The sequence below is a fragment of the Synechococcus sp. H55.10 genome (assembly GCF_047502715.1).
Taxonomy (GTDB): domain Bacteria; phylum Cyanobacteriota; class Cyanobacteriia; order Thermostichales; family Thermostichaceae; genus Thermostichus.
The window spans coordinates 19,428-42,373 of the sequence record NZ_JANSJJ010000125.1 but is presented as its reverse complement, the minus strand read 5'-3'; the positions used below and the strand labels follow the sequence as shown (position 1 = coordinate 42,373).

Below are 22,946 nucleotides of genomic sequence, written 5' to 3'. Positions count from 1 at the left end.
GTACCCCCTCTTTCCCCCTGTATACGGGGGGGCCGGGGCTTGCTTGCTCTCTGTCCGCGACAGCGGGACGGAGTCCTTAAACCCCATCCGCCTACGCGGTGGGGTAGTTTATTCAGAACCTAGTGATCTGGATCCTCTTCCAGCAGCTTTTCGAGCGTTTCGATCCAATGCTCCAGTTCCTCCAGCGCCTGTAACACCCCCTCCGGATCGCTCAGATCCGCCTGTAGCCTTTGGGTGGTCTCTTCCAGAGTCAGGGATCCGGGCGGGCTGGCCAGCCAGTGGAGGTAGTGGGGCAGAAAGTTGCGCGGAGAACTACGATAGCGACGGTGGCAGGCCATGGCTACCAAGCTGGCAAGGCTGGCTTGATAGGCGCTGAAGGGGCGGAGAAACAGCTCCGGCATCCCCACCCAGCGGAACTGGTGTTCTGGCAACAATTCCACCGCATCTCCGCACAGCTCTTGACACAGTTTCAGCCACTCCTCGCTCACCCAGAGGGGAAAGGTTGCACCGTTTTCCGGGATCCCCGACCGATACAGGAGCAGCTCCAGCCGACCGATCAAGCTCTGGTAAAACACCGCCTGCAACTGCGCCTCCAGATGGCCTATCAACACGGCCTGGGCCAACTTCAGGCTGCCGGCACGCTGCCCCTCTGGATCGTAAGGAGCAGAGCGAGGGGATCCCATTGCCGAGGCGACCAGGTGATCCAGGAATATCTGCTGCAAAAGGGCGGTGTGAACCTGCACGCCCCACATTTGCGCCGACGGTGCGTAGCCCCTCCCCTGCATCTCCTCCAGATCCAGCCAAACTTGGGGATCCTCAGGCCGGAGCCGCCGGCTGATGGCCGCAAGGGTCTGCAACAGGAATCCCGTTTCTCCCGGTCTGGGCGAGGACTCGGGCTGGTCTGCTTCAGAGCCGACTTCGAGTAGCCAGGGTTTGGCCTGGGCCGCACACTCGGGGCAAAAGTCCTGCAAAGCAGCCCAGACCAGAGAGGTGGCCTCGGCAGCAGTCAAGAGGGGGACGGGATCCTCCCAGGGGGCATGCAAATCGCAGATGCGGATGGAACGCCCCATTGTTCGGCTTTTGAGCCGGTAGTAGCGCTGGAACAGGTCAAACCGATCGCGGATCCCTTCCAGTAGGTTCTCCAAAAAGGTTTGAGTCAGGCCGTGGCGAGCCAGGTACAGCTCGGCAACACAGTCATAGCCCCGCCATTGGGCCTCCCACAGGTGGTCGCGGATCAGGGTGCTGAGGATAAATCCCCCCAGCTCCGCATGGGCCTCTAGGTACTGACCCAGTCGCTGATAGGCATCCCAACGGATTTCGGCGCTGCTGTGGGTCTCTAAGCTCTGGAGCCGAACGAGGGTGTGATCTGGGAGCGCCGTAGGCGGGTTCAGGGTCACCTGCCACAACTGCCGCCAAGCCAACCGTCCTGTCAGGTACTGTTGGTGGAGCAGGCGCTCCAGAGGCTCGGGCTGTTGGTGGCCCTGCTGATGGCGGAGGCGACACAAGAATTGGCGAAAGGGCTGCAGCTCGGGCTCGCCTGGGCGTTGACCCTCTGGGTTGTGGGGAGCACCTTCCGCCGGGCCAGTGGCAGGAACGGCAGGTAGAGATTGCAGCTCCAGAGGGAAAAACAACAGCTGGTTTTGGAAAAAGATGACCTGCTCCAGCCTCTGCCAAGCTGCCTCTGCCGCGCCAGCCGTGGTTTTGGCCTCAGACAGGATCCCTTGCATCCTTTGCGTCAGCTTGGCCAACTCCTGAAGTGCCGCCGCCAGCTCTGGCGGGCTGAGTTGCGCCACCTGCCCCCGGTAGCGCCGGGCAAACCGCTGCACCTGTTCCCCAAGATCGTCAAGATTGTCGAACTCAGGGGAGCCCGAAGAAAGACCCAAGGAAGGTTCAGAAGCAGGAAAGACCACCGGGATCAGCCTCCTAGAGATAAGGGTTCTCCCTCAGTTGGCCCAGAAGGGCGCGCCTGCTTTTTGCTCCCACCAAGGCGCGAATGGTAAGGTAGTACCCGGCTGATCCGGTGTAGACACAAAGTCCATGCTGCCGCCAGATCGCTCCACAATCGCTTTGCTGATGCCCAGACCCAAGCCCGTCTCCCCCTTCTGCCGCGTATCGGAAGCATCAGCTTGGGCGAACTTTTGGAAAATGCAGGTCCGAAACGCCTCCGGGATCCCCGGCCCGCGATCCTGCACACAGGCCCGGATTCCTTCTGGAACCAGCTCGGCCCAGATGCGGACGGTTTCTCCCAACAGGGAAAATTTAGCGGCATTGGAGAGCAAATTGTTCATCACCTGCATCAGCTTACCCGACTCAAACACGTAAACGCGGCTGGCTCCACAGGCTGTATAGCTCTACCAATAGATCTGCTGGTAATAGATCTGCTGGCGGCTGGGGGTTTCCAGAGAAGGCGCTGTTGGTTCTCAACTGGGGTGACCAAATAGCGCTGCTGGGCAGAGAGGAGAGTTGAGGATCCAACCTTATCGCCGTCGCTGTTCGGCGAGGGGGGCTGTGGAGCACAGGGCGGGCGCTTCCGATCAACAGAGAGGACTCCGTCCCGCTGACGCGAACTGCTTGACCAGCCCAAGCGCCTTTCCACCAGAGGGGTCGGTAGCTTCCCTAACTCGGCAGGCGTGTAGCCCAGGCAGGCTTCCCAGTCACCCCCCAACGCCCCCAATCGCCCATCGGAGCTCAGCATATAAAACAGTTCTGGATCAGGAAGGGATCCCATTGCAGGAGAGGAATCCACACGCAATCTCACGCAGCCCGATGACGAGGACGAGATGGGGGAGCGGCTCGATGGGCGTTCTCAACGTTGATTGTGACGTTCTCCTTTCGGGAATGCAGCTGGGGGAAAGCGCTGGATTGGGCGGGCGGGGGGCGTGCCGCCAAAACTTCTGCCAGGATGAGTTGAGATGCTCGTGGAGGCGATCTTCTTGTTTGCCCAAGTGACCTCCGCTGCTCTGCTGGGACTCAAGGCCGTGCGGGTTACGGTGGAGGTGGACGTTGGCGGTGGGCTGCCCCAGATCACCCTGGTGGGGCTGCCCGACACGGCCGTTCAAGAGGCCAAAGAGCGGGTGCGGGCGGCCATCAAGAACTCCGGCTTTGCCCTGCCGCAGCGGCGGATCATTGTTAACTTGGCCCCCGCCGATCTGCGCAAAGAAGGCCCCAGCTTCGATCTGCCCATCGCCATCGGCATTCTGGCAGCCGCAGGAGTGGTTGAGGGAGAAGCGCTGGCCAACACCCTGATGCTGGGGGAATTGGCCCTGGATGGCACCCTGCGTCCCGTGGCAGGAGTTTTGCCCATTGCCGCCAGCGCCGCCGAGATGGGGATCCGCCGCCTGGTGGTGCCCCGGGAAAACGGCCCGGAAGGAGCGTTGGTGCAAGGGATCCAGGTGTATGGGCTGCCCTCTTTGGCGGCGGTGGTGAGCTGGCTGCAAAACCCGGAAGGGGTCGAGCCGGTGCGGATCCAGCCGGAGCAGATGCTGCCAACTGAGGCGGAACCCCTGCTGGATTTGGCCGACGTGAAGGGACAAGAACACGCCCGACGGGCCTTGGAGATCGCGGCGGCCGGCGGGCACAACCTGTTGCTGGTGGGCAGTCCGGGAGCGGGCAAAACCATGCTGGCGCGGCGTCTGCCCGGCATTTTACCCCGGCTGCAGTGGGAAGAAATGTTAGAAATTACCCGCATCTACTCGGCAGCCGGCCTGTTGCGGCAAAATCTCCACCTGGGCGGACAGACCGCCCTGATCGCCCAGCGGCCCTTTCGGGCTCCCCACCATTCGGCTTCTTCCGTGGCGCTGGTGGGTGGTGGCCCCTACCCCAAACCCGGCGAGATCTCGCTGGCCCACCGCGGCATTCTGTACTTGGACGAGCTGACCGAGTTTCGCCGGGAGGTGCTGGAGGTGCTGCGCCAGCCTTTGGAAGATGGCAAAGTCACCATCTCCCGCGCCCGCGTTTCTTTAGAGTTTCCCGCCCAAACCACCCTGGTGGCCTCCACCAACCCCTGCCCCTGCGGCTTCTACGGGGATCCCGTCCAGCCCTGCACCTGTACGCCGCAGCAGCGGGAGCGCTACTGGTCCAAGCTCTCCGGGCCGCTGTTGGATCGCATCGACTTGCAGGTGCGGGTCAACCGCCTCAAGCCGGAAGAAATTGTCCGCGCGCAGGGTGGCGAATCCTCCCAAGCGGTGCGGCAGCGGGTGGAACGGGCGCGGCAACGCCAACGGCAGCGCTTCCAGGACGAACCCGGGATCCACTGCAACGCCCAGATGCAATCTCGCCATCTGCGGCAGTGGTGTACCCTCTCGGATCCCTGTCGCAAACTCTTGGAGAGCGCCATCCAAAAGTTGGGCCTCTCTGCGCGGGGGAGCGACCGCATTCTCAAGGTGGCCCGCACCATCGCCGACCTGGAGGGCGCCGAGGCCATTGCCCCCACCCACCTTGCCGAGGCGATTCAGTATCGCAGCCTGGATCGCGGGCGGCCCTGAGCCCAAGCGCTCCGCGCCGCTCACGCGACCACCCTCGGCCCCTCTCCCTTCCCTCACCCCCGGCCCCTCTCCCAGAGGGAGTGATGCCCTCACCCCCGGCCCCTCTCCCAGAGGGAGAGGGGAGTATGCTAGGGGATTGGCTTGCTTTAAGCCAAGGGGAGTGAGGCGGGGGAGGGAGAGATCTGCCCCTGGTGCACGTGAAGGATTTGCGCTCCCTTAAGCCAAGCGGTGTCAAAGGATCCTAGGTGGGTGGTGGTAACCAAAGTTTGCACCCGCTCTTGAATGGCCCCTAAGAGCTGGTTTTGGCGGTGCAGATCCAGCTCCGCCAGCACGTCGTCCAACAGCAGCAAGGGCGGATCCCCCTTCACCTGCTCAATCAGCTCCAGCTCCGCCAGTTTGAGGGCCAAGACCAAGGTGCGCTGTTGCCCCTGGGATCCGTAGGCACGAGCCAGCCGTCCGTCGAGGCTCAGCTCCACCTCATCGCGGTGGGGGCCGACCAGGGAAGTGCCCAGGGCCTGTTCGGCAGCGGCCCTGGCGCGGATCTCTGCCAAGAATTGGGCCTGAACCGCCGCGGGATCGGCCTGGGGATCCGGCAGGGGCACCTGGGGGCGATAGGTGAGGCTGAGGGTCTCCCGTCCGCCGCTGATGGTTTGGTGCCAGCGGGCGGCCAGGGGTTCTAGCCGCTGCAACAGCCGGGCGCGACGGCGCACGATACGACTGCCGCTGGTGGCCAGTTGTGCGTCCCAGAAGGCCATCTGAGAAGCTTTGTTGCTGGCGGCTCCTTGCGTCGGCGGGATGGAATCCTTGGGATCCTGCTTCAAGAGGGCATTGCGCTGCTTGAGGATCTGGCGATACTGCTCCACCAAGTCGGCATAAACAGGCTCCAGTTGGATTAACACCCCGTCTAGCCAATGGCGTCGCGCCTCTGGCCCCCCTCGCACCAGCTCCAGATCCAGGCTGGAGAACACCACGGCACTCACCTGCCCCAAAAAGTCAGATTGTCGCCGTAGCACCTGGCCGTTAACCCTCAGGGATCGCCCCCCCTGGCTGCGCAGCTCCATTGCCAGCTCGTGGGCCACCCCCAGCCGTTCCACGGTGGCGGCAATCCGCGCCCTCTCTTCCCCCTGCTGCACCAGCTCCCGATCCCGGCTGGCCCGCCGCGAGCGCAAGGTGGCCAAGAGCTCCACTGCCTCCAAAAGGTTGGTCTTGCCCTGGGCGTTCTCCCCCACCAGGATGGTCTTGGGTGCCTCGAAGGGGATCCCCTGATCCCGGTAGTTGCGGAAGTGCCACAGGTGCAGAAAACGCAGGTACACTCGACGAGGGTGGGCTATTGACTCTGGATTTCTGGGAACAAGAACGGCCCCCGCGGCGGGGGCCTTTACTCTAACGCAACTGCTGCAGGGTTAGGAGAAGAGAGCGGGCTGCCTCAACCAGGGGGCGCTTAGAGGCTGCCCAGGGATCCCAAACCGCTCAGGCGCTCTGCCGCCAACAGATGCAACGCAGCGCGGGCCGAGTGGTGGGCAGCCTTGCTGCGGCTGTAGTCGGCGAAGGTGTAGCTGCCCGGATCGGTATTGACCCCGCTCAACAACTGTTGGGCTTGCTGCTGCAGCTCGGCCACAGGGCCGGCGGTGATGTTGACGAAGGCCATCTCCGCCTGCAGCCGGCTGAGGGACTCTTGGGCGCGCAAGGGGGCCTCGAAGAAGGAACGGCCAGGACGGCTCCCAAAGCCCAACTCCGCTTCGTAGAGCGCCTTGGCGGCTTTGGCCAAGTTTTCCGCCGCTTTGGCCTGCTCGCGGACGGCGAAGACATTCCCCCTTTGCAGAGCGTTCTGGGCCTCGGCCAAGCTCTGGCGGCTCAGCTCCAGGAGACGGGCGGCTTCCGGAGAGGATCCCCGCTGGGCGAAGAAGCTGGCTTCCGCCAGGTGCCGCTGGGCTTTGGCCAGGTCGTGGCTGGCCCGCTCCAGCTCCCGCGGGCTCTGCCAACTCGGCTGCATTGGCACGGGGGCTGCGGTTCCAAGAGCCGGGCGGCGGCCCCGCTGGGCTTGCGCCGGGGATCCCAGCACCAGGGGAGTGAGGAGCAGCAAAATCGGCAGGGAACAGCCGAGGGCACCGGTGAAGGAAGCACGAATCGTCATGGTTACAAACTCCAATCGACAGGACAAGCCGGTTTGGGGTTGGCTCAGTGGGCTTTCCCTTGCGGCCTATCCTGAGGATGGCGAAAGAAAATGACGTGAAGATGACAAGGGTAGCTCCACTGTAAACACCGACCCCTCTCCCACTTGGCTGGCCACCCGCAGGGATCCCCGATGGGCGGTGACGATCTGGTGGGCCAAGGCCAGGCCCAGCCCAAATCCCCCTGTATGGCGGGCGCGGGCCGTGTCCACCCGGTAAAACCGCTCGAACAGGTGGGGCAAGTGCTCAGGCGGGATGCCGAGGCCCGTGTCCCTCACGTGGATGCAAACGCAATGGCGCCGGCTTTCCAGGCTCAGTTGCACCGTGCCGCCGGCGGGGGTGTACTGCAGGGCATTGCGCAGCAGGTTTTCAACCGCCTGCCGCAGCAGAGCCGCTTCCCCGCGCACCCGCCATTTCCCAGCAGGCCCCGGCAGGTCGCATTGCCAGCGAAGCCCCAGGGACTCCGCTTGGGGCCGGTATTGTTCCCCCAGCTCCTGCACCAGCTCCCGCAAATCCACCAGGGGCAGATCCTCCCAAGGCAGGGATCCCTGCTGGCGGGCCAACTGCAGCAACGTATCGATTAACCCACTGAGGCGGCGGGCGCTGCTCACCACTTTTTCCAAACGGGGTTGTGCTTCTTCCGGGGCAAGCAGAGCCATCTGGGCATTGCTCATCAGGGCGGCCAGGGGGGCGCGCAACTCGTGGGCAGCATCGGCGGTAAAGCGCTGCAACTGCTCGTAGGAGCGGCGAATCGGCTGCATGGCCAGCCCCCCTAAGATCCAGCCGGCCCCGCCGATCAACCCCAGCGTCAGCGGGATCCCGATCCCCAGCCCCCAGCGCAGCCGGCCCAAGCTCAGTTGCAGCGGCTCCATGGGCACCGCCAGTTGCAAGTAGCCCAGGATCTGCTCCTCCTGTTGCACCGGCAGGGTGAGCTGGCGCAGCAGCCTGCCCCCTTCCTCCGCCACCGTCTCAAACCCCAAGGACAGGTGGTGGGGAGAGCCAGCCAACAGCTCCAGCGGAGGGGGGGATCCCGTGTATTGGCGCAGGGATCCCAGCGGCTCTGCCCCACCGGGCTCGGCGGCATCGAACCAGCGCACGTAGGCCAGGTGATGCTCGAGGGGCTGGGTTTTGCTCCCCAAGAAAGGCACTTCGTTCAAGACCAGCCGCCACTGCCCCTGGCGCAGCTCGTACTTGATGGCGGCTGCCATAATCCGGGCTTGACCCTGCAGCTCCTCGTCAAAAGCCTGCAACCGGTTCTCCACTTCCAAGCGGTAAAAGAGGGCGGCAAACACCACCAGGATCCCGCCCATCACCCCGGCAAAGCTGCGGGCCAAGCGACGGCGGCTGTGCTGAAACAGCCCTGCCTCTTCTGTCTCGGCCTTCCGGCTCAGGTGCTGCTGAAGAGTTGGCCTCAGAGAAGCCCAGTCCCAGCCCAGCCGCGGGAGAGAATGCTTTGGCCCGGCTCTTTTGGCCTCCATGCCACCCCTAAGGAACTGCTTCTATGGGTCTGCTGCCGGGGAGGGGATGCGCAGCCGGTACCCCTGGCCATACACCGACTCCAGCCAATCCTGGGCCTCCACCTCCTTTAACCGTAACCGCAACCGCCGCACCAGCGCCGCCACGGCATTGCTTTCCGGCTCACAGCCCCACTCCCACACCGCCTGTTCGATCTGGCCGCGACTGAGCACCTGGTTGGGATGGCGCATCAGGTATTCCATCAACTGAAACTCTTTGCCCGAAAGCTGCACTTGCCGCCCCTGCCGCTCCAGGATGAGGCTGGCCAGATGCAACTGCAAGGATCCGAGGCTGAGGCTGTCGCCTTGCCATTGGGGGGAACGGCGCCCCAACGCCCGCACCCGCGCCAGCAGCTCTAGCAGATCCACCGGCTTGACCAGGTAGTCGTCTGCCCCCGCATCCAACCCCTGCACGATGTCCGATGTGGCATCCTTGGCGGTTAACATCAGCACCGGTGCGCATCCCCCCAAGCGGCGGTACTGTCGACAGAGTTGGATCCCACTGGATCCTGGCAGCATCCAATCCAAGATGAGGAGATCGTAGGCTTTCTCCTCCATCAGCCAAGCGGCCGTCTCCCCTTCGCTGGCGCAGTCCACCACATGGCCGCACTTGGCCAAAGCAGCCTGCAAAGGCTCCAACTGCTCCGGGTCGTCTTCCACCAACAAAATGCGCATGTCCCGCTTGCTACCCACCGATCCCACTCTGCCAGGCTAGGATGGCGGAGAAAAGCTGTTTCCCGGATCCCTCAAGGCATGGCGAACCTCTTCAAGCTTCTTCAGTCGCGTAAGCGGCGCGGAGCGCTCTGGCCCAGCTTGGGGGCCGACTTCTGGCTGGTCTTGCCCCTGGCCGGGATCCTGTTTGGGGTGGGTGGAGAATGGGTGACCGGCCAAGTGCTGAGCCGTCCCCGCCCGCAGGCGCAGCCTTTGGCCATTCGCAGCCAGCAGCAAGCCATCCTAACCCTGGATATTCTCTCCATCCAAGCGGAGATCCGCCGCTCCCGTGGCTACACTAAGGTGGAGGTGACGACCACCAATCCCCATTTGCGCAAGCTGGAATTTGAATTTCCGGAGCTGGATCCGAATCGGGTGGCTGCCCAGATTGCCCAAGAGCTGGGCCTCAGCTCCGATCAGGTGCAGCGCCTCACCCGCTACAGCTTGGACTAGAAAGGTATTTCAACAATAATTTTTTAATTTTTCAAGCAAAAAGGCCATCCCCCGCGTTCCCTTGGGTCAGCCCTCCAAAAAAACGCGGGCCAACTGCTCGCAGGCCGCTCTAATTTTCTCTAGGGTGCCGGGGTTGACCAAGCCGTAGTAGTCAAATCCATAGACCCTCTGGGTTTGAACGGCTTTCAACTGGTTCCAAAAGGGGCGGGCCCGGAAAAACGCCAAGGGATCCGCCGCCTCCGGGTTGACCACCAACAAAACCTCGGGGTTGGCTTCCAGGATGCGCTCTGCCGCAAGGGTGACATAGCCGCGAAATTGCCCTTGGCTTTGCAGGGCAGCCGTTAGGTTGTCGGCGCCAAAGCGCTCCAGCAGATCCCCGGCCCAGCTTTGCCGGTTGGGAGCAAGAATCGGCTGGGTGCCGACCAAAAGCAGGGTTTTGGGGCGAACCGGGGGCAGCTCCTGGGGCAAAAGCGATCCGTACTCCCGCAGCAAGGGATCCGGATCCACTCCCACAGCCGCAGCCAGAGTGGCGATGGTTGTTTCCAGGGCAGCCCAACTGTCCACCTGCGTGAGATAGGTGGGGATCCCCAATGCCTGCAATCGTTCTGCCAAAGCCGTGTGCAAGCCACTCGCCCCCACCACCCAGTCCGGTTGCAGGGCCACGATTGGCTCCAGGTTAGGTTGGTTGCCCAGCCCCAGCCGAGTTATGCCCTGAAAGCGGGGATCCGCCTCCAGCAAACGTCCGGCCGGGATCCCCACCAGTTTGTCCGGGGCCAGGCGATAGAGAATATCGGCGGTCAAGGAGGTGAGGCTGGCCACTCGCCGAACCGGAGCTGGCGGGATCTGGCTTTGGGCCTGGCGACCCATCCCCCAGACCCCCAGGCTGGCCAGGCCAAGGACAAAAAGTTGACGGCGAGAAAGAGAAGACGGCATGGACAATCTCCAAAACAGTCAATTGAGGGTAAATTGAATCGGCACCGTCACCCACGACTCAATCGGGGTGTTGTTTCTCAAGGCGGGGCTAAACTGCCACCCTTGCACCGCCTCTTGTGCGGCCCTGTCCAGGGCTGGGAAGCCGCTAGAAGAGACAATTTCCACCTGCTGCACCTGCCCTTGGGCATCCACCCTGGCCCGCAACAGCACTTGGCCTTGCTGGCCGAGGCGGCGGGCTTGGGGAGGGTACTGTGGCGGCGGGTTGCGACCCGGAATGGGGCGGGCCAGGATGTCCGGATTGGCAGCCACTGCTGCAGGCGAGGAGGTAGGAGTGGAAGCCTCCCCAGCCCCTTCTCCTGCTGTCGGCGCAGACCCCTGCGCCCGGGATCCACCGAGGCCAGCAACGACACCCCTCCCAGGAGCGCTGGATTCGGATCCCTTGCTCCCGGCAGTGCCCCCGCCACCCGAACGGATCCCTTGGATGAGGGAGGTGAAGCGGGGAATGGGAGCGCTCGTAGCAGCCCCAGAGGGCGGCCTGTTGGCCACAGGTGCGGCCGTGGGGGTAGCCACCGGAGTTGGAGGGGGCTGCTGCGGTGAGGGGGTGACCGTCGGTGTTGGGGAGGGCGGCGGAGGGGTTGGGGCGGCCATCGGCGTGGGTGTAGGGGTCGGCCCCAGCTTCGCCGTGGGAACAGGCGTGGGGGGCGGCGTTGGCAAGGTTGTCAGTGAAGAAGCTTGAATCTGCTGGGGTGCAGGATCAGGCGGGAGTGGGGCAGCCGCAGGGGGGGATTCCGAGGCCAGCTGGGTCGGCTCCTCCGCTGGGTCAGGCAGAGCTGATTCTGCAGCCGCCTCAAGCGGGGCCGGCGGGGGATCCTCCAGCCACAGCGTGACCGGGATCCGCACTTCGGGTTCTCTCAGAGGTCGGGATCCCCACCCCAGCAGCCCCAACAGATGCAAAAGCAGCGAGAGCAAAGTCTCCCAGCGCAGCGGGCGGAGCTCCCGACTTTGCCCAGGCAATTCAGGGAGATCCTCCAGCGAGGTGCAGGCAACCGAGAGAGCAAGGGAGCAATAGCCCGCCAGCAGGGCCGCCCTGAGCAGCTTCTCGCCCCAGCCAATCCAGCGCAGCCCCTCAGAGCTCTGGCCCCGCGCCACCCCCCACAGGCCCAGCTCCAGCCAGGCCAGACCCACCCCGTAGGCCATGCCTGCCTGCTGCCAATACCCCATCTGCAGGCGCCACAAAAGCCGAGGGTAGGATCCCCTCTGCAAAGAAGCGGATCCCCGGTCGGTGGGAGTGGGGGGTTTGGCGAGCATGGCTCGGGGCTATCTCGATGGGCACGTCTGGCGGGGAGTCCTAGAAGCGGCTGGAGAAGCTGAGGGCCACATGGCGCCCCGGCTGGGCCCGCCGCTCCACTTCAGGGCCAACAAAGAGGGTGCGGGTTTCGGAGTAGAGAAAATACTGCTCGTCGAAGAGGTTGAACACCCCGAAATTGAGCTGCCAGTTGTCGTCTAGGTTGTAGTAGCCCAGCAGATCCACCACCGTATAGCCGCTGGGCACAAAGGGAATCTGCGGGGGAGCGTTGGGGTTGGGTCGCACCACCTCCCGCTGCGGATCCCGCGGATCCGCCACCAGCGTGGCCACCAACCTCGCCCCCCATACCTGGCTGGGATCGTCGTAGTGCAGCCCCAGCACCGCCGTCAGCGGCTCGATTGAAAGCAGGGGCTTGTTTTCTGTAAGATTGTCCCCCACCGCCCAGGCAAAGCTGCCGTTTAGGCTCCAACCGGTTAGGTCGGGGCTAAAGAAATATTGCCCTGTCGCCTCTACGCCGTAGATACGGGCGCGGCTGACGTTTTGGCTCTGGAACAGGATGACCGGCGGGGGCGGCGGGCTGCCGGGGGGGCCGGGGGGTGAGGGCTCGGATCCCACCTCCCGGAATGCCTCGATAAAGTCGTTGTAGGTGTTGTAGTAGGCCGCCAAGCTGAAGCTGGCCTGCGGGTAGATCCCTCGCAAACCCACTTCAAAGCCCTGGCTGGTTTCCGGGCGCAAGTTGGGGTTGGAGAGGGTGCGATAGCGGAAAACCGGGCTGACCAGGTTGGTAAAGCCGCTGTTGATCTCGTTGTATTGGGGAGCGCGAAAGCCGGTGTTGTACTGGGCCGTAAAGGTGAGGTTGGGGTTAATCCTCCACACGAGGCCCAGCTTGGGGGAGACGGCATCGGCAAAGAGGCTGGCCGCTTCTGACCCGCTTTTCAAGAAAGCTTCATCGGGGCTGGGGGTGAGGTTGTAGGTGTCGTAGCGGATGCCGGGGATCAGAGTCAAGTTGCCGCCGCCAAAGTCGATCTCATCCTGCACATACAGCCCAAAGCGCACGGTGTCCGAGTCGGGAAAATCTTTGGTGGGAAAGGTATCTGGGGGAATGTTTTGGGTTACTGCTCCAGTTTGCAGATTGGTCTGAAAACGGTTGCGAGGTCGCTCGCTGCGGGTGGTGGAGATCTCCATCCCATACACCAGGCGGTGGGAGAGATCCCCGGTTTGGAAGCGGCTTTGGGCCTGCAGGCTGGCTCCCAAAATGTTGCTGACCAGCTCGTTGAAGGTATCCCGCCGCACCGGTACGGGTCGGCCTTGCACCGTGAGGGTGCGCTCCTCTACACTGGGCTCGCGGGTGCGGGCGGGCTGGTAGTAGATCTGGACAGTGGCCAGCTCAAAAGCGGGATTCTCTGGGTTGGCGTAGCGATACTCCAAACTGAGGCGGCTGCGCTCGGTGTCGATGGTTTCCCTAAATAAGCTGACGGCGGGATCCAGGTTGCGCCGCGAGAACGTGGTGGTGGTGCGGCTGTTGAAGTACTCGCCGGTCAAGGTGAGGCTTTCCAAGGGGCTGAAGCGGTAAACCAGCTTGGCCAAAACGTTGTCCCCCTCCACCGTTTGCCGATCTTTGAAACTGGGATCCGCCTTGATATCTGGCTCCCTGGCGTCGCGGCGGGTGTAGATGAGCAGGGCTTCCAGGTTCCCCTGGCGGCCCGCCAAGCTGAGGGTGTTGACAAAGCCTTGGTTTTTGCTGTCGTACTGGCTGGAGAGGCCCACATGGCTGTCCCGTTCCCCCAGCAGATCCACTGGATCTAGAGTAGTGTAGGTTACCACGCCCCCCAGGGCATCGCTGCCGTAGAGGGTGGAAGCAGGGCCGCGGATGATCTCCACCGTCTTCAGGGTCTCCAGCTCAAAGGTGTCCCGCCCAATGTTGAAGGGGCCAAAGGAAAACTGCTCCGGCTGCCGGATCCCGTCCACTTGGATCAGCACCCGGTTGGCGTCAAGGCCGCGGATGTTGAAGTCTTGCAGTCCATAGCGGACATTTCGCCGCACGCTCACCCCCGGCTCGTAGCGCACCAGATCCTGGATGTTCTGGATGAGCTCCCGCCGCAGGCGCTCCCGGTCGATGACGGTGATGCTGGCCGGCGAGTCGGCCAGGGTGCGCTCCGTGCGGGTGCCGGTGACTGTAACCTGCTGCAGGCTGAAGACAGGGGTGCCCTGCTGCAACACCTGCAGATCCGCTTGCAGCCGCTCCACTTCCGCCTGATCCCCCCGCCGACGGGCAGCTTCGATCTGGGCTTCTAGCTCGCGAATCTGCTCTTGGATGGTGGTGGCCCCCCGAGGGGTGGCCTGGGCCAGCAAAGGAGTCTCAGGAATCCGAGCCGCGGGTTGCGCCTGGGCCAGGGATCCCCAACTCAGCCCCAGACACAGCCCCAAACTCACTGCCTTCCAGCCACAGCCGGTTACTCGCATAACTTCTCACTCTCCCAAAAACCACCAGAAACAAGTCAAACCTTGGCCTCAACACCCTTTCCTCCCAGCCAGAGGGGCCTTGCCGGGTCTGCGCTGCGCAAGGGGCAAAGCTGGAGCCCCACCGGCGTTGGGATCCACTCCACCTCTAGGCCAAACACCTGCCGCACCCTCTCAGCAGTCAAGGCCGCCTGCGGGGATCCCAGGGCCTGCAACTGTCCGGATCCCAGCAGAGCCACCCGCCGGCTGTAGCGAATGGCCAGGTTTAGATCGTGCAGCACGCTAACCACCGTCAGCCCCTGCTCCTGCTGCAGCCGTCGCAACAGCTCCAGCAGCTCCAGTTGGTGGCGCAGATCCAAAAACGTGGTGGGCTCGTCCAACAGCAGCACCTGCGGCTCCTGCACCAGGGCTAGCGCCAGAAAGGCCCGTTGCCGCTCGCCGCCGGAGAGCGTTTCCACCCGCCGCAGGGCCAGGGATCCCAGTCCCGTCTGCTCCAGCGCCCATTCCACCCGCTGCCGATCTGCCCGCGGCAACTGCCACGCCCACCAGGGCTGGTGAGGAGAACGCCCCAAGCTCACCAATTGCCGCACCGTCAGCCCTGTCGGGATCCGCGGCTGCTGGGGCAAAAGGGCCAACTGCCGTGCCACCTGTTGCGGGCTGAGCTGGGTGTGCAGATCCTGACCGTCCAAAAGTACGCGCCCCGCCTGCGGAACCAACACTCGGCTGAGTAGCCGCAGCAGGGTCGATTTGCCTGAGCCATTGGGGCCGACAATGCTCAGCCAGTCCCCCGCCTGCAGGCTGAAGCTCACCTGCCGGATCACCTGATGCGAGCCATAGCCCCCGCTCAGCGCCTCGGCCTGCAAAATCGGCCGGCCCGCCCTCATTGCCCCGCCTCCCGCTGCCGCACCAGCCAGCCGAAAAACGGCGCCCCCATCAACGCCGTGACGATCCCCACCGGCAGCTCTACAGCCCCCAGCCGGGCGAGGAGATCGGCGCCGCTTAACAGAGCCGCCCCCGCCAAGGCAGAAAGGGGCAACAGCCAGCGGTGATCCGATCCCACCCCCTGGCGCACCATGTGGGGCACCACCAACCCCACAAAGCCGATCAACCCCCCCACGCTGACGACTGCCGCCGCCAACAAAGCCGCCACCAAGCCGATGGTCACCCGCGTCCGCACCAACGGGATCCCCAAGCTCACCGCCATCTCTTCTCCTAGGCCCAGCAGGTTCAAAGCCCGCGCCTGCGCCCAGCCCAGCCCCAGCCCGACCAGGATATACACCCCGGACACCCGCACCTCCGGCCAGCCCCGCCCGCTCAGGCTGCCGATCAACCACGTCAGGGCCACCTGGACCCGCTCATCGGCCAGGAGCAACAAAGCAGAGCTGATCGCCCCAAAGAGGGCGCTGACAGCCACTCCCGCCAGGATCAGCCGTTCCACCGCCAGCCCGGAGCGGGTGCGCGCCAGCCCATACACCAACACCGTGGTCAGCACGCCGCCCACCCAAGCTGCCAAGGGCACCCAAGCCGTCCACTCCCCCCAGGTGAGCAGCGCTACGGCCGCCAGGCCCGCCCCCGCCGAGATGCCCAGCAGGTAGGGATCCGCCAGCCCATTGCCCAACATCCCCTGCAACAGGGCCCCCGCCATCCCCAAGGCTGCCCCTAGCAACTGGGCCAAAAGCGCCCGCGGCAGCCGCAACTGCCAGACAATGGTCTGCCGGATCGGATCCCCTTGCCCCCACAGGGCCTGCCACAGCTCCGAAAAAGTTATGGGAACGGATCCCAAGGCAATTGAGATCCAAAGCAGCAAGAGGATGACACCCAGTAGCAAAACCATCAAGCCGACCGGCGAGCGGATCCGCCTGGCCTGCCCCCAGCGGGTCTCCGGGTCAACTCCTGATGACAGACGCTCTTGCTTGGCCAACATCGCAAACCTCTGGACTTTTAAGAGGGGGAGATCCCCAAGACAAGACAGCCCCAGCCGGCTCGCCAGCGCACCCAGACCCACCTCGGCGCAGCCCTAACCTGCCGAGCTTCTTAGCTTGTTGAGACTTAGATTCAATAAAAACGTAGCTGTCAGAATAACAGGCTTTCTTGGCTATTGCAAGTTAGTTTTAATAAGTCTTCGACCCCCTTTGAGCCAAGGGGAGATGGATCGGCACTCCCAGCCGCCTAGGCCGGCTTGTTCCCCGAAACCAAAGTCTGCCTTCACTGAGCTGCCCAAGGAGAGGGGGAAGATCCCCAATAAAATGGCCGAAGCCGGCTAGCTTGGGTTGGACAGAGCCGTCTTGAAGTATTGGCGCTATGACTTCTTCCGCTGCCCCTGAGCCCACCTGGGATGCCCTGCAGGTGGATCCCGCCCTGCTCACCCCCATGATGCAGCACTACGTAGAGCTGAAGCGGCAATACCCCCACGCCATCCTGCTCTACCGCCTGGGGGATTTCTACGAGATGTTTTTCCAGGACGCGCAACTGGTGTCGCGGGAGCTGGAGCTGGTGCTCACCGGGCGAGAGGCGGGGGCCATCGGGCGGGTGCCCATGTGCGGGATCCCTTACCACGCCTTTGACCGCTATGCCGCCCAGTTGGTGGCCAAAGGGTATGCCCTGGCCGTCTGCGACCAGATGGAGCCGGCGGATCAAGCCAAAGGCTTGGTGCGGCGGGAAGTGACGCGGGTGATCACCCCCGGCACGGTCATCGAGGAGGAGCTGCTGCAGGCGCGGCAAAACAACTACCTGGCGGCCATTGTCCGCCTGCGAGGCTCCAAGCAAACCGCCTGGGGCCTGGCCTATGCCGACATTTCCACCGGCGAGTTCTGGGTCTGCCAGAGTGAGGGGCAAGAGCAGCTAGAACAGGAGCTGGCCCGGCTGCAGCCGGCGGAGATCCTGCTGCCCACCGAAGAGGGGCTGGGCCTGGGCCTGATGCGGCCTGGGGATCCCCAAGCCCCCCTGGGCCTACCCGGCCAGTACGCCTATACCCTGCGCCCGGCGGAGCCCTTTGAGCTAGCGGTGGCGCGGGACAACCTACTGCAGACCTATGGCCTGCGCTCCCTGGAGGGCTTGGGCTGCGAGGGGCTGCCCCTGGCCATTCGGGCGGCAGGGGGATTGCTCCACTATCTGGAAGAGACGCAAAAGAACCTGGTGCAGCCCTCTCCCCAAGGGGGCCATCCGCTCCTGCGCCCGCCCCGCACCTACCAGCTCACCGACTACCTAATATTGGACGCCCAGACCCGCCGCAACCTGGAGCTGACCCAGACCATCCGCGAGGGGGCCTTTGTCGGATCCCTGCTCTGGGTCTTGGATCACAGCCGCACCGCCATGGGCGGGCGCACCCTGCGCCGCTGGCTGCTGCAGCCTTTGCGGGATCGAGAGCAAATCCGCCTTCGCCAGGACACCATCCAGGAGCTCTTGGAAAACCCCTCCCTGCGCACCCGCCTGGGATCCCTGCTGGACTCTCTCTACGACCTGGAGCGCTTGGCCAACCGCGTCGCCTCCGGCACTGCCAACCCGCGCGAGCTGGTGGCCCTGGGATCCTCCCTGGGCAAACTGCCCCAACTGGCCGAGCTGGTGGCCGAAGCCCAAACTCCCCTCCTGCAGAGCCTACAGCAGGTGGATCCCGCTCTGGTTGACCTGGGCCGGCGCATCGAGCACACCCTCTTGCCCTCGCCCCCGCCCATTCTCACCGAAGGGGGGCTGATCCGGCCTGGGGTGGATGCTGAGCTGGACAGGCTGCGGCAGCAGGTGGAGCAAGACCGCCAGTGGATTGCCCAGTTGGAGAAAACCGAGCGCGAGCGCACCGGCATCCCCACCCTCAAAGTGGGCTTCAACAAGGCCTTTGGCTACTACCTCAGCATCAGCCGCGCCAAGGCGCAGCAGGTGCCCAAGGAGTACATCCGCAAGCAGACGCTCACCAACGAAGAGCGCTTCATCACCCCCGAGCTCAAAGAAAAAGAAGCCCGCATCCTCACCGCCCAAACCGACATCAACCAGCGGGAGTACGAGCTGTTTGTGCAGTTGCGCCAAGAGGCGGGATCCCAAGCTGCCGCCATCCGCCAGGTGGCCCAGACCCTGGCCGCCGTCGATGCTCTGTTTGGCCTAGCCGAGGTGGCCGTGCAGCAGGGCTACACCCGCCCGGTGATCACTGCAGATCGCCGTTTAATCATCGAAGAGGGTCGCCACCCGGTGGTGGAGAAATCTTTGCCCCAGGGCCTGTTTGTCCCCAACTCGGTGCGGCTGGGATCCCCCCACGGCCCCGATCTCATCGTCCTCACCGGCCCCAACATGTCCGGCAAGTCCACCTACTTGCGCCAGATTGGGCTGATCCAGATCCTGGCCCAGATGGGCAGCTTTGTCCCGGCGCAGCGGGCGGAGCTGGGCCTGTGCGACCGCGTGTTTACCCGCATCGGCGCCGTGGATGACCTGGCCACGGGACAGTCCACCTTCATGGTGGAGATGAACGAGACGGCCAACATCCTCAACCACGCCGGCGAGCGCTCCCTGGTGCTCTTGGACGAGATTGGCCGCGGCACCGCCACCTTCGACGGTCTTTCCATCGCCTGGGCCGTGGCCGAATACCTGGCCACCCAAGTGCGCGCCCGCACCATCTTTGCCACCCACTACCACGAGCTCAACCAACTGGAGACGCTGCTGCCCAACGTGGCTAACTTCCAGGTGGTGGTCAAAGAGCTCCGGGATCGCATCATCTTTTTGCACCAGGTGCAGCCGGGGGGAGCCGACCGCTCCTACGGCATCGAGGTGGGGCGCATGGCCGGCCTGCCCCAGCCGGTCATCGAGCGGGCCCAACAGGTGCTGGCTCTGGTGGAGCAACACAGCCGCATCGGCCTGGGCCTGCGCAACCAAGGGAAAAGCCGCCTCTCCGCCAAGAAAAAACAGGCTGAACAAGACTCTGAGACCGATGGGATCGTCGCTCCCGCCCAAGGGGATCAACTGTCCTTGCTTCCGGCTTCCTTCTTCCCCAAAGAGCTCTAGGGCTACCCTCGACCTGGATCCCGTTCTTGCAGCCCCAAGGTAATGGCCAGCACCTCCAGCTCATCCCGGTGCCCCTCCACCCACAGCAGGGATCCGGGGGGCGAGTCCGCCGCTTGCAACCTCAGGCGGATCTGCTCCGGGCGGTGGCTGCGCCGCCAGTAGTACCAGCCCGCCCAAGGAGAGACCAACAGCAGTGTCCAGGGCCAGGCTCCCCAGTCCGGCTCCAGCACCTGCAGCACCAAAGCCAGACAGGCCAGCCCCGCCCCCGCCAGCCCCGTCAAAAAAACGGCCAACCCGGTGCTGGCCCGCGCCTGCCCCGCAAAGGTGGCGATCCCCTCCGCATCGGCAGACTGCAAGCAATAGGCCCGCTCTTCCAGGTGCTTTCGGAGAAGGGATCCCATTTCCTCCAGGCTGCGACTGCTAAAATAGAGACGAGCTTCGACGCGGTCTTTGCCAGAGGCTCGCAGAAAAAAGAATAAGCCGATGGCCAGCAGCAACGTCAGCGCCAAGGTCGAAACTCTGTCCCCCGTCAGCGTGGCGTCTGGCGTCGCAAAGGCGATCCCAAGCATCTGAGCAGCGCCCATCCTGCCAGGAGTCAGTAGGTTCGGTAAATCTAACTTTTCGGGGAGCTTCTCCGCCAGCAAGCCGAATAGAATATGTGAACGGGAACGGCTCATCCGATCACTTAACAGATGACTTAAAACATTGCTTCTCAAGTTTAGACCCTCTAGACCTTGAGGATGGATGGGTTACCGGCTTCGCCGGCAGAGACTGTCCCGAGGGCAGTGCGCTTTTCGGCAGTAGCGGTGGCAATTGAGCTGGGGGAGCTCTACGCTGGATCTCATGCGTTTAAGCCGAGAAATGCAACTATAATTAAGTTATGATAAGGGGCTCACGCTCCGCCCATTGGGTGGCCCCTCCACCACTTCAGCTTTTCTCTGTGAAGTATGGGCATGAAGTCGGGCTGAGGGCAGTGTTTCATCCGTTTGGATGATGATAGCGCGAAGCCCTCGGTACTGGGGAATACTTAAGCCCAACCGGCTCTACAGCCATCACCACTGCTTGCTCAGCCCACTTGACGGCCTGCCTCTATCGCTGTTTCAGCAACACCCTACATGTCTAACTACGAACCTGAACTCAACGATGTTTTGTTGGATGGCGATCTCCTCGATCCTCCGGAGGAGGTAGAGGTCGATCTGGCCGAAAGCGAGTTTTTGGAAGAGGAGCCGACTCGTCGCTCCACCGACTTGGTACGCCTCTATCTGCAGGAGATCGGGCGTGTTCCCCTCTTGGGGCGCGATGAAGAGGTGGCCCTGGCCCAAAAAGTCCAAGACTACATGAAGCTCTTGGACATACGCCTGCGCCTGCAGAAGGAGCTGGGACGGGATCCCACTCCCGCCGAATGGGTGGCCAAAGCCAACCAATACCCCGAGTGGGCCAACCTCACCCCCGAAAAGCTGCAGCAGATCCAGCGGACTGGCAATCGTGCCAAAGAGCACATGATCAAGGCCAACCTGCGCCTGGTGGTGTCGGTGGCCAAGAAGTACCAAAATCGAGGCCTGGAACTGCTGGACTTGATCCAAGAGGGCACGCTGGGCCTGGAGCGGGCGGTGGAGAAGTTCGACCCCAAGAAGGGTTATCGCTTCAGCACCTACGCCTACTGGTGGATCCGGCAGGGCATCACCCGCGCTATCGCCACCCAGAGCCGCACCATCCGCCTGCCCGTCCACATCACCGAGAAACTGAACAAGATCAAGAAGGCGCAGCGCAAGCTCTCCCAAGAAAAAGGTCGCACTCCCACCATTGAAGATATCGCCTCCGAATTGGAGATGACCCCGCCTCAAGTACGAGAGCTGTTGGTACGGGTGCCGCGCTCGGTCTCTCTGGAAACTAAGGTGGGCAAAGACAAAGACACCGAACTGGGGGATCTGCTGGAAACCGACGACATCTCCCCCGAAGAGACGATGATGCGGGAGGCCCTGCATCGCGATCTGCAGCAGTTGCTGGCGGATCTCACCAGCCGCGAGCGGGATGTGATCCGCATGCGCTTTGGCTTGGGAGATGGGCGCACCTACTCGCTGGCGGAAATTGGTCGCGCCTTGGATCTGTCGCGGGAGCGGGTACGGCAAATCGAGGCCAAAGCCCTGCAAAAACTGCGGCAGCCGAAGCGGCGCAACCGGGTGCGAGACTACCTCGAAGCCATCAGCTAGTCGGGCCTGCCTAGGGTCTGGATGGAGATCGCCGGCTGGCAATCTTGCTCAAGTGCGTCTGGATCCGGGCTGCCAGCCAGTTCACTTCCGGGATCCGCAAATACAGGGCCCCCGCCGCAAACAAGCTGAGACCGATGCCGGCGGCCAGACCGGCCCAGAGGGCGGCGGTGATCAAAGGGGATCCCAGGATCTGCTGGGAGCGCAGTTGCGTCCACAGCCAATGGCTGAGGGCCCCGGCCAAGGTGGTGATCCCCAGCAAGGGCAGCAGGGCCTGCCCCATCTCCCGCCAAGGGATCCCCGGCAGACGCCGGTGGAGGCGGATCCCCAGTCCAATCAGAGCCATCAGGTTAACGCCTGCCGTAGCCAGGGCAATGCCCGGTGCTCCAAAGGTTGGCAAAAACAGGAAGTCCAGCAGGGCATTCAGGCCGATGGCCAGGCCGCTGATGTGCAGAGGTGTAGCCCCGTCCTCCAGGGCGTAGAAGATGCGCACCAACACATCCCGCAGCAGGTAACAGGTCATCCCCAGCCCATAAGCCATCAGCAGGGCCGCCACCTCCTGCGTCACCTCCGGCGCAAAGCGACCGCGCTGGTAGGCCACTTGAACGATAGGTTCGGCCAGGGCCACCAACACCATCGCAAGGGGCAGGGTGAGGATGGCCGTAACCATCAGCCCTTGGCGGATGCGCTGGCGCAGCTCCGGCCAACGGGATCCATCCCCCGCCAACTGGGCGTAGAGGGGCATCAGGGGCACCAGCACCATGTTGGAGAGAATCCCCAGGGGGGTTTGCACCAAAAGCTGGGCATAGCCCAAGTTGCCGATGGTGCGATCCCCGGGCACGAAAGAAGCAAAAAAGAGATCTACGTAGACATTGATGTGGATCATGCCGGAGGAGATCACCGCCGGCAACATCAGCAGGCCCACCGCCCGCACCTGCGGGGATCCCCACTCAAAGCACAGCCGCAGCCGCCCCAGCCCCAGCCGCATCTGCAGAGGCACCTGCGCCAGCCACTGGGCAATGGCGCCGATGAGCACACCCCAGGCTAGCAACGTCGGGATCCCTGTCCACCCCAACGTGACCAGGATCCCGATCACCGCCAAGCTGGAGATCAGGGGGCTGAGGGCGGGCAAGAGGTAGTGCTCGGCCGCATTCAGCGCCCCAAAGCCGATCCCAATCCAGCCCGAGAGCAAGGCCAGGGGGGCCATGATCCGCAGTTGCGCAGCGGCCAAAGCGTGGACTTCGGGGCTGGCCCCTGGCGCATTCAGGCGCACCACCCAGTCGGCTCCCCACCAGAGGCCCAAGGTCACCGCCAAGAGCAAACAGCCCACTAGGGTGGAAATCGCTTCCAGCCAGACGGTCGGATCCTCTCTGCCACGATCCCGCTGTTTTTTGAGAATGCTGACGATGGCGCTGTGGAAAGGGCCGTTGATCCCACCCAGCAAGATCAACAAAAAGCCGGGCAGGACGTAGGCTATGCTAAAGGCGCTGTACTCCGGCCCTGACCCGTAGACTGCCGCGATCAGAGCCTGCCGGACAAACCCCATGCCCTTGCTGAGCAGCGTGGCCCCTGCCACCAGCCCTGCCACCGAGAGCAAAGAACGGGACGGCAGGGCGGAAGACTCCTGCGTGGCGGACTCCTCTATCACGCTGCCCTAACCCCTGCCTCAACAACCAACGGCTGCCGGGATCCCTCACCACATCCCTGGGAACCGTCCCCCATTA

17 protein-coding genes are annotated in these 22,946 nt (G+C 63.6%); 4 read left to right on the top strand and 13 right to left on the bottom strand.

All coding sequences use genetic code 11. From position 1 onward, the window contains the following. Positions 1-119: 119 nt before the first annotated feature. Positions 120-1,910 (bottom strand): peptidase M3, encoded by a 1,791-nt coding sequence (locus tag NW858_RS08575; protein WP_414332364.1) that lies wholly within the window; start codon positions 1,908-1,910, stop codon positions 120-122. A 33-nt stretch (positions 1,911-1,943) separates the two neighbouring features. Then, positions 1,944-2,318 (bottom strand): sensor histidine kinase, encoded by a 375-nt coding sequence (locus NW858_RS08570; RefSeq protein WP_414332362.1) that lies wholly within the window; start codon positions 2,316-2,318, stop codon positions 1,944-1,946. Between the two features lie 615 nt (positions 2,319-2,933). Between NW858_RS08570 and NW858_RS08565 the strand changes: the two genes are divergently transcribed. Next, positions 2,934-4,484: a YifB family Mg chelatase-like AAA ATPase gene (locus NW858_RS08565; protein WP_414520316.1), complete on the top strand. Its 1,551-nt coding sequence runs from the start codon at positions 2,934-2,936 to the stop codon at positions 4,482-4,484. A gap of 146 nt (positions 4,485-4,630) precedes the next feature. Here NW858_RS08565 and recF read toward each other — a convergent pair whose 3' ends face one another. The 4 genes from recF to rppA form a co-directional block, all read right to left on the bottom strand. Further along, positions 4,631-5,797 carry a DNA replication/repair protein RecF gene (recF, locus tag NW858_RS08560; RefSeq protein WP_414414319.1) on the bottom strand — a complete coding sequence of 389 codons (1,167 nt, stop codon included), beginning with the start codon at positions 5,795-5,797 and terminating at the stop codon, positions 4,631-4,633. Between the two features lie 128 nt (positions 5,798-5,925). Beyond that, positions 5,926-6,618, bottom strand: a complete 693-nt coding sequence (locus NW858_RS08555; protein ID WP_414520288.1) for a DNA-binding protein — start codon at positions 6,616-6,618, stop codon at positions 5,926-5,928. Positions 6,619-6,684: 66 nt separating this feature from the next. After that, a complete protein-coding gene (locus NW858_RS08550) occupies positions 6,685-8,133 on the bottom strand; it encodes a sensor histidine kinase (RefSeq protein WP_414520287.1) in 1,449 nt (482 codons plus the stop codon). 21 nt (positions 8,134-8,154) lie between these two features. Beyond that, positions 8,155-8,844 carry a two-component system response regulator RppA gene (gene rppA, locus NW858_RS08545; RefSeq protein WP_414332354.1) on the bottom strand — a complete coding sequence of 230 codons (690 nt, stop codon included), beginning with the start codon at positions 8,842-8,844 and terminating at the stop codon, positions 8,155-8,157. A 78-nt stretch (positions 8,845-8,922) separates the two neighbouring features. Here rppA and NW858_RS08540 point away from each other — a divergent pair, with 78 nt between their 5' ends. Next, positions 8,923-9,333, top strand: a complete 411-nt coding sequence (locus tag NW858_RS08540; RefSeq protein WP_414332352.1) for a hypothetical protein — start codon at positions 8,923-8,925, stop codon at positions 9,331-9,333. Positions 9,334-9,399: 66 nt separating this feature from the next. On the opposite strand, the gene NW858_RS08535 is transcribed toward NW858_RS08540, so the two are convergent. From NW858_RS08535 to NW858_RS08515, 5 genes are read right to left on the bottom strand one after another with little or no spacing between them, the layout of a single operon-like run. Further along, positions 9,400-10,266: an ABC transporter substrate-binding protein gene (locus NW858_RS08535; RefSeq protein ID WP_414520286.1), complete on the bottom strand. Its 867-nt coding sequence runs from the start codon at positions 10,264-10,266 to the stop codon at positions 9,400-9,402. 18 nt (positions 10,267-10,284) lie between these two features. After that, positions 10,285-11,574: an energy transducer TonB gene (locus NW858_RS08530; RefSeq protein WP_414520285.1), complete on the bottom strand. Its 1,290-nt coding sequence runs from the start codon at positions 11,572-11,574 to the stop codon at positions 10,285-10,287. A 40-nt stretch (positions 11,575-11,614) separates the two neighbouring features. After that, entirely contained in the window at positions 11,615-14,035 is a 2,421-nt protein-coding gene (locus NW858_RS08525) for a TonB-dependent hemoglobin/transferrin/lactoferrin family receptor (protein WP_414520284.1), read from the bottom strand. A gap of 35 nt (positions 14,036-14,070) precedes the next feature. Beyond that, positions 14,071-14,916, bottom strand: coding sequence for an ABC transporter ATP-binding protein (locus tag NW858_RS08520; RefSeq protein WP_414520283.1), 846 nt, complete (start codon positions 14,914-14,916; stop codon positions 14,071-14,073). After that, entirely contained in the window at positions 14,913-15,956 is a 1,044-nt protein-coding gene (locus NW858_RS08515) for a FecCD family ABC transporter permease (RefSeq protein ID WP_414520282.1), read from the bottom strand. The genes NW858_RS08520 and NW858_RS08515 overlap by 4 nt, the downstream gene beginning before the upstream one ends. 377 nt (positions 15,957-16,333) lie before the next feature. Between NW858_RS08515 and mutS the strand changes: the two genes are divergently transcribed. Next, positions 16,334-19,015, top strand: coding sequence for a DNA mismatch repair protein MutS (gene mutS / locus NW858_RS08510; protein ID WP_414520281.1), 2,682 nt, complete (start codon positions 16,334-16,336; stop codon positions 19,013-19,015). 2 nt (positions 19,016-19,017) lie between these two features. Here the strand turns inward: mutS and NW858_RS08505 are convergent, their stop codons facing one another. After that, positions 19,018-19,599: a cofactor assembly of complex C subunit B gene (locus NW858_RS08505; protein WP_414520280.1), complete on the bottom strand. Its 582-nt coding sequence runs from the start codon at positions 19,597-19,599 to the stop codon at positions 19,018-19,020. 531 nt (positions 19,600-20,130) lie between these two features. On the opposite strand from NW858_RS08505, the gene sigC reads away from it, so the two are divergent. Beyond that, positions 20,131-21,225: an RNA polymerase sigma factor SigC gene (gene sigC, locus NW858_RS08500; RefSeq protein ID WP_414332336.1), complete on the top strand. Its 1,095-nt coding sequence runs from the start codon at positions 20,131-20,133 to the stop codon at positions 21,223-21,225. A gap of 10 nt (positions 21,226-21,235) precedes the next feature. Here sigC and murJ read toward each other — a convergent pair whose 3' ends face one another. Next, a complete protein-coding gene (murJ, locus tag NW858_RS08495; protein ID WP_414520279.1) occupies positions 21,236-22,870 on the bottom strand; it encodes a murein biosynthesis integral membrane protein MurJ in 1,635 nt (544 codons plus the stop codon). Positions 22,871-22,946 lie beyond the last annotated feature (76 nt).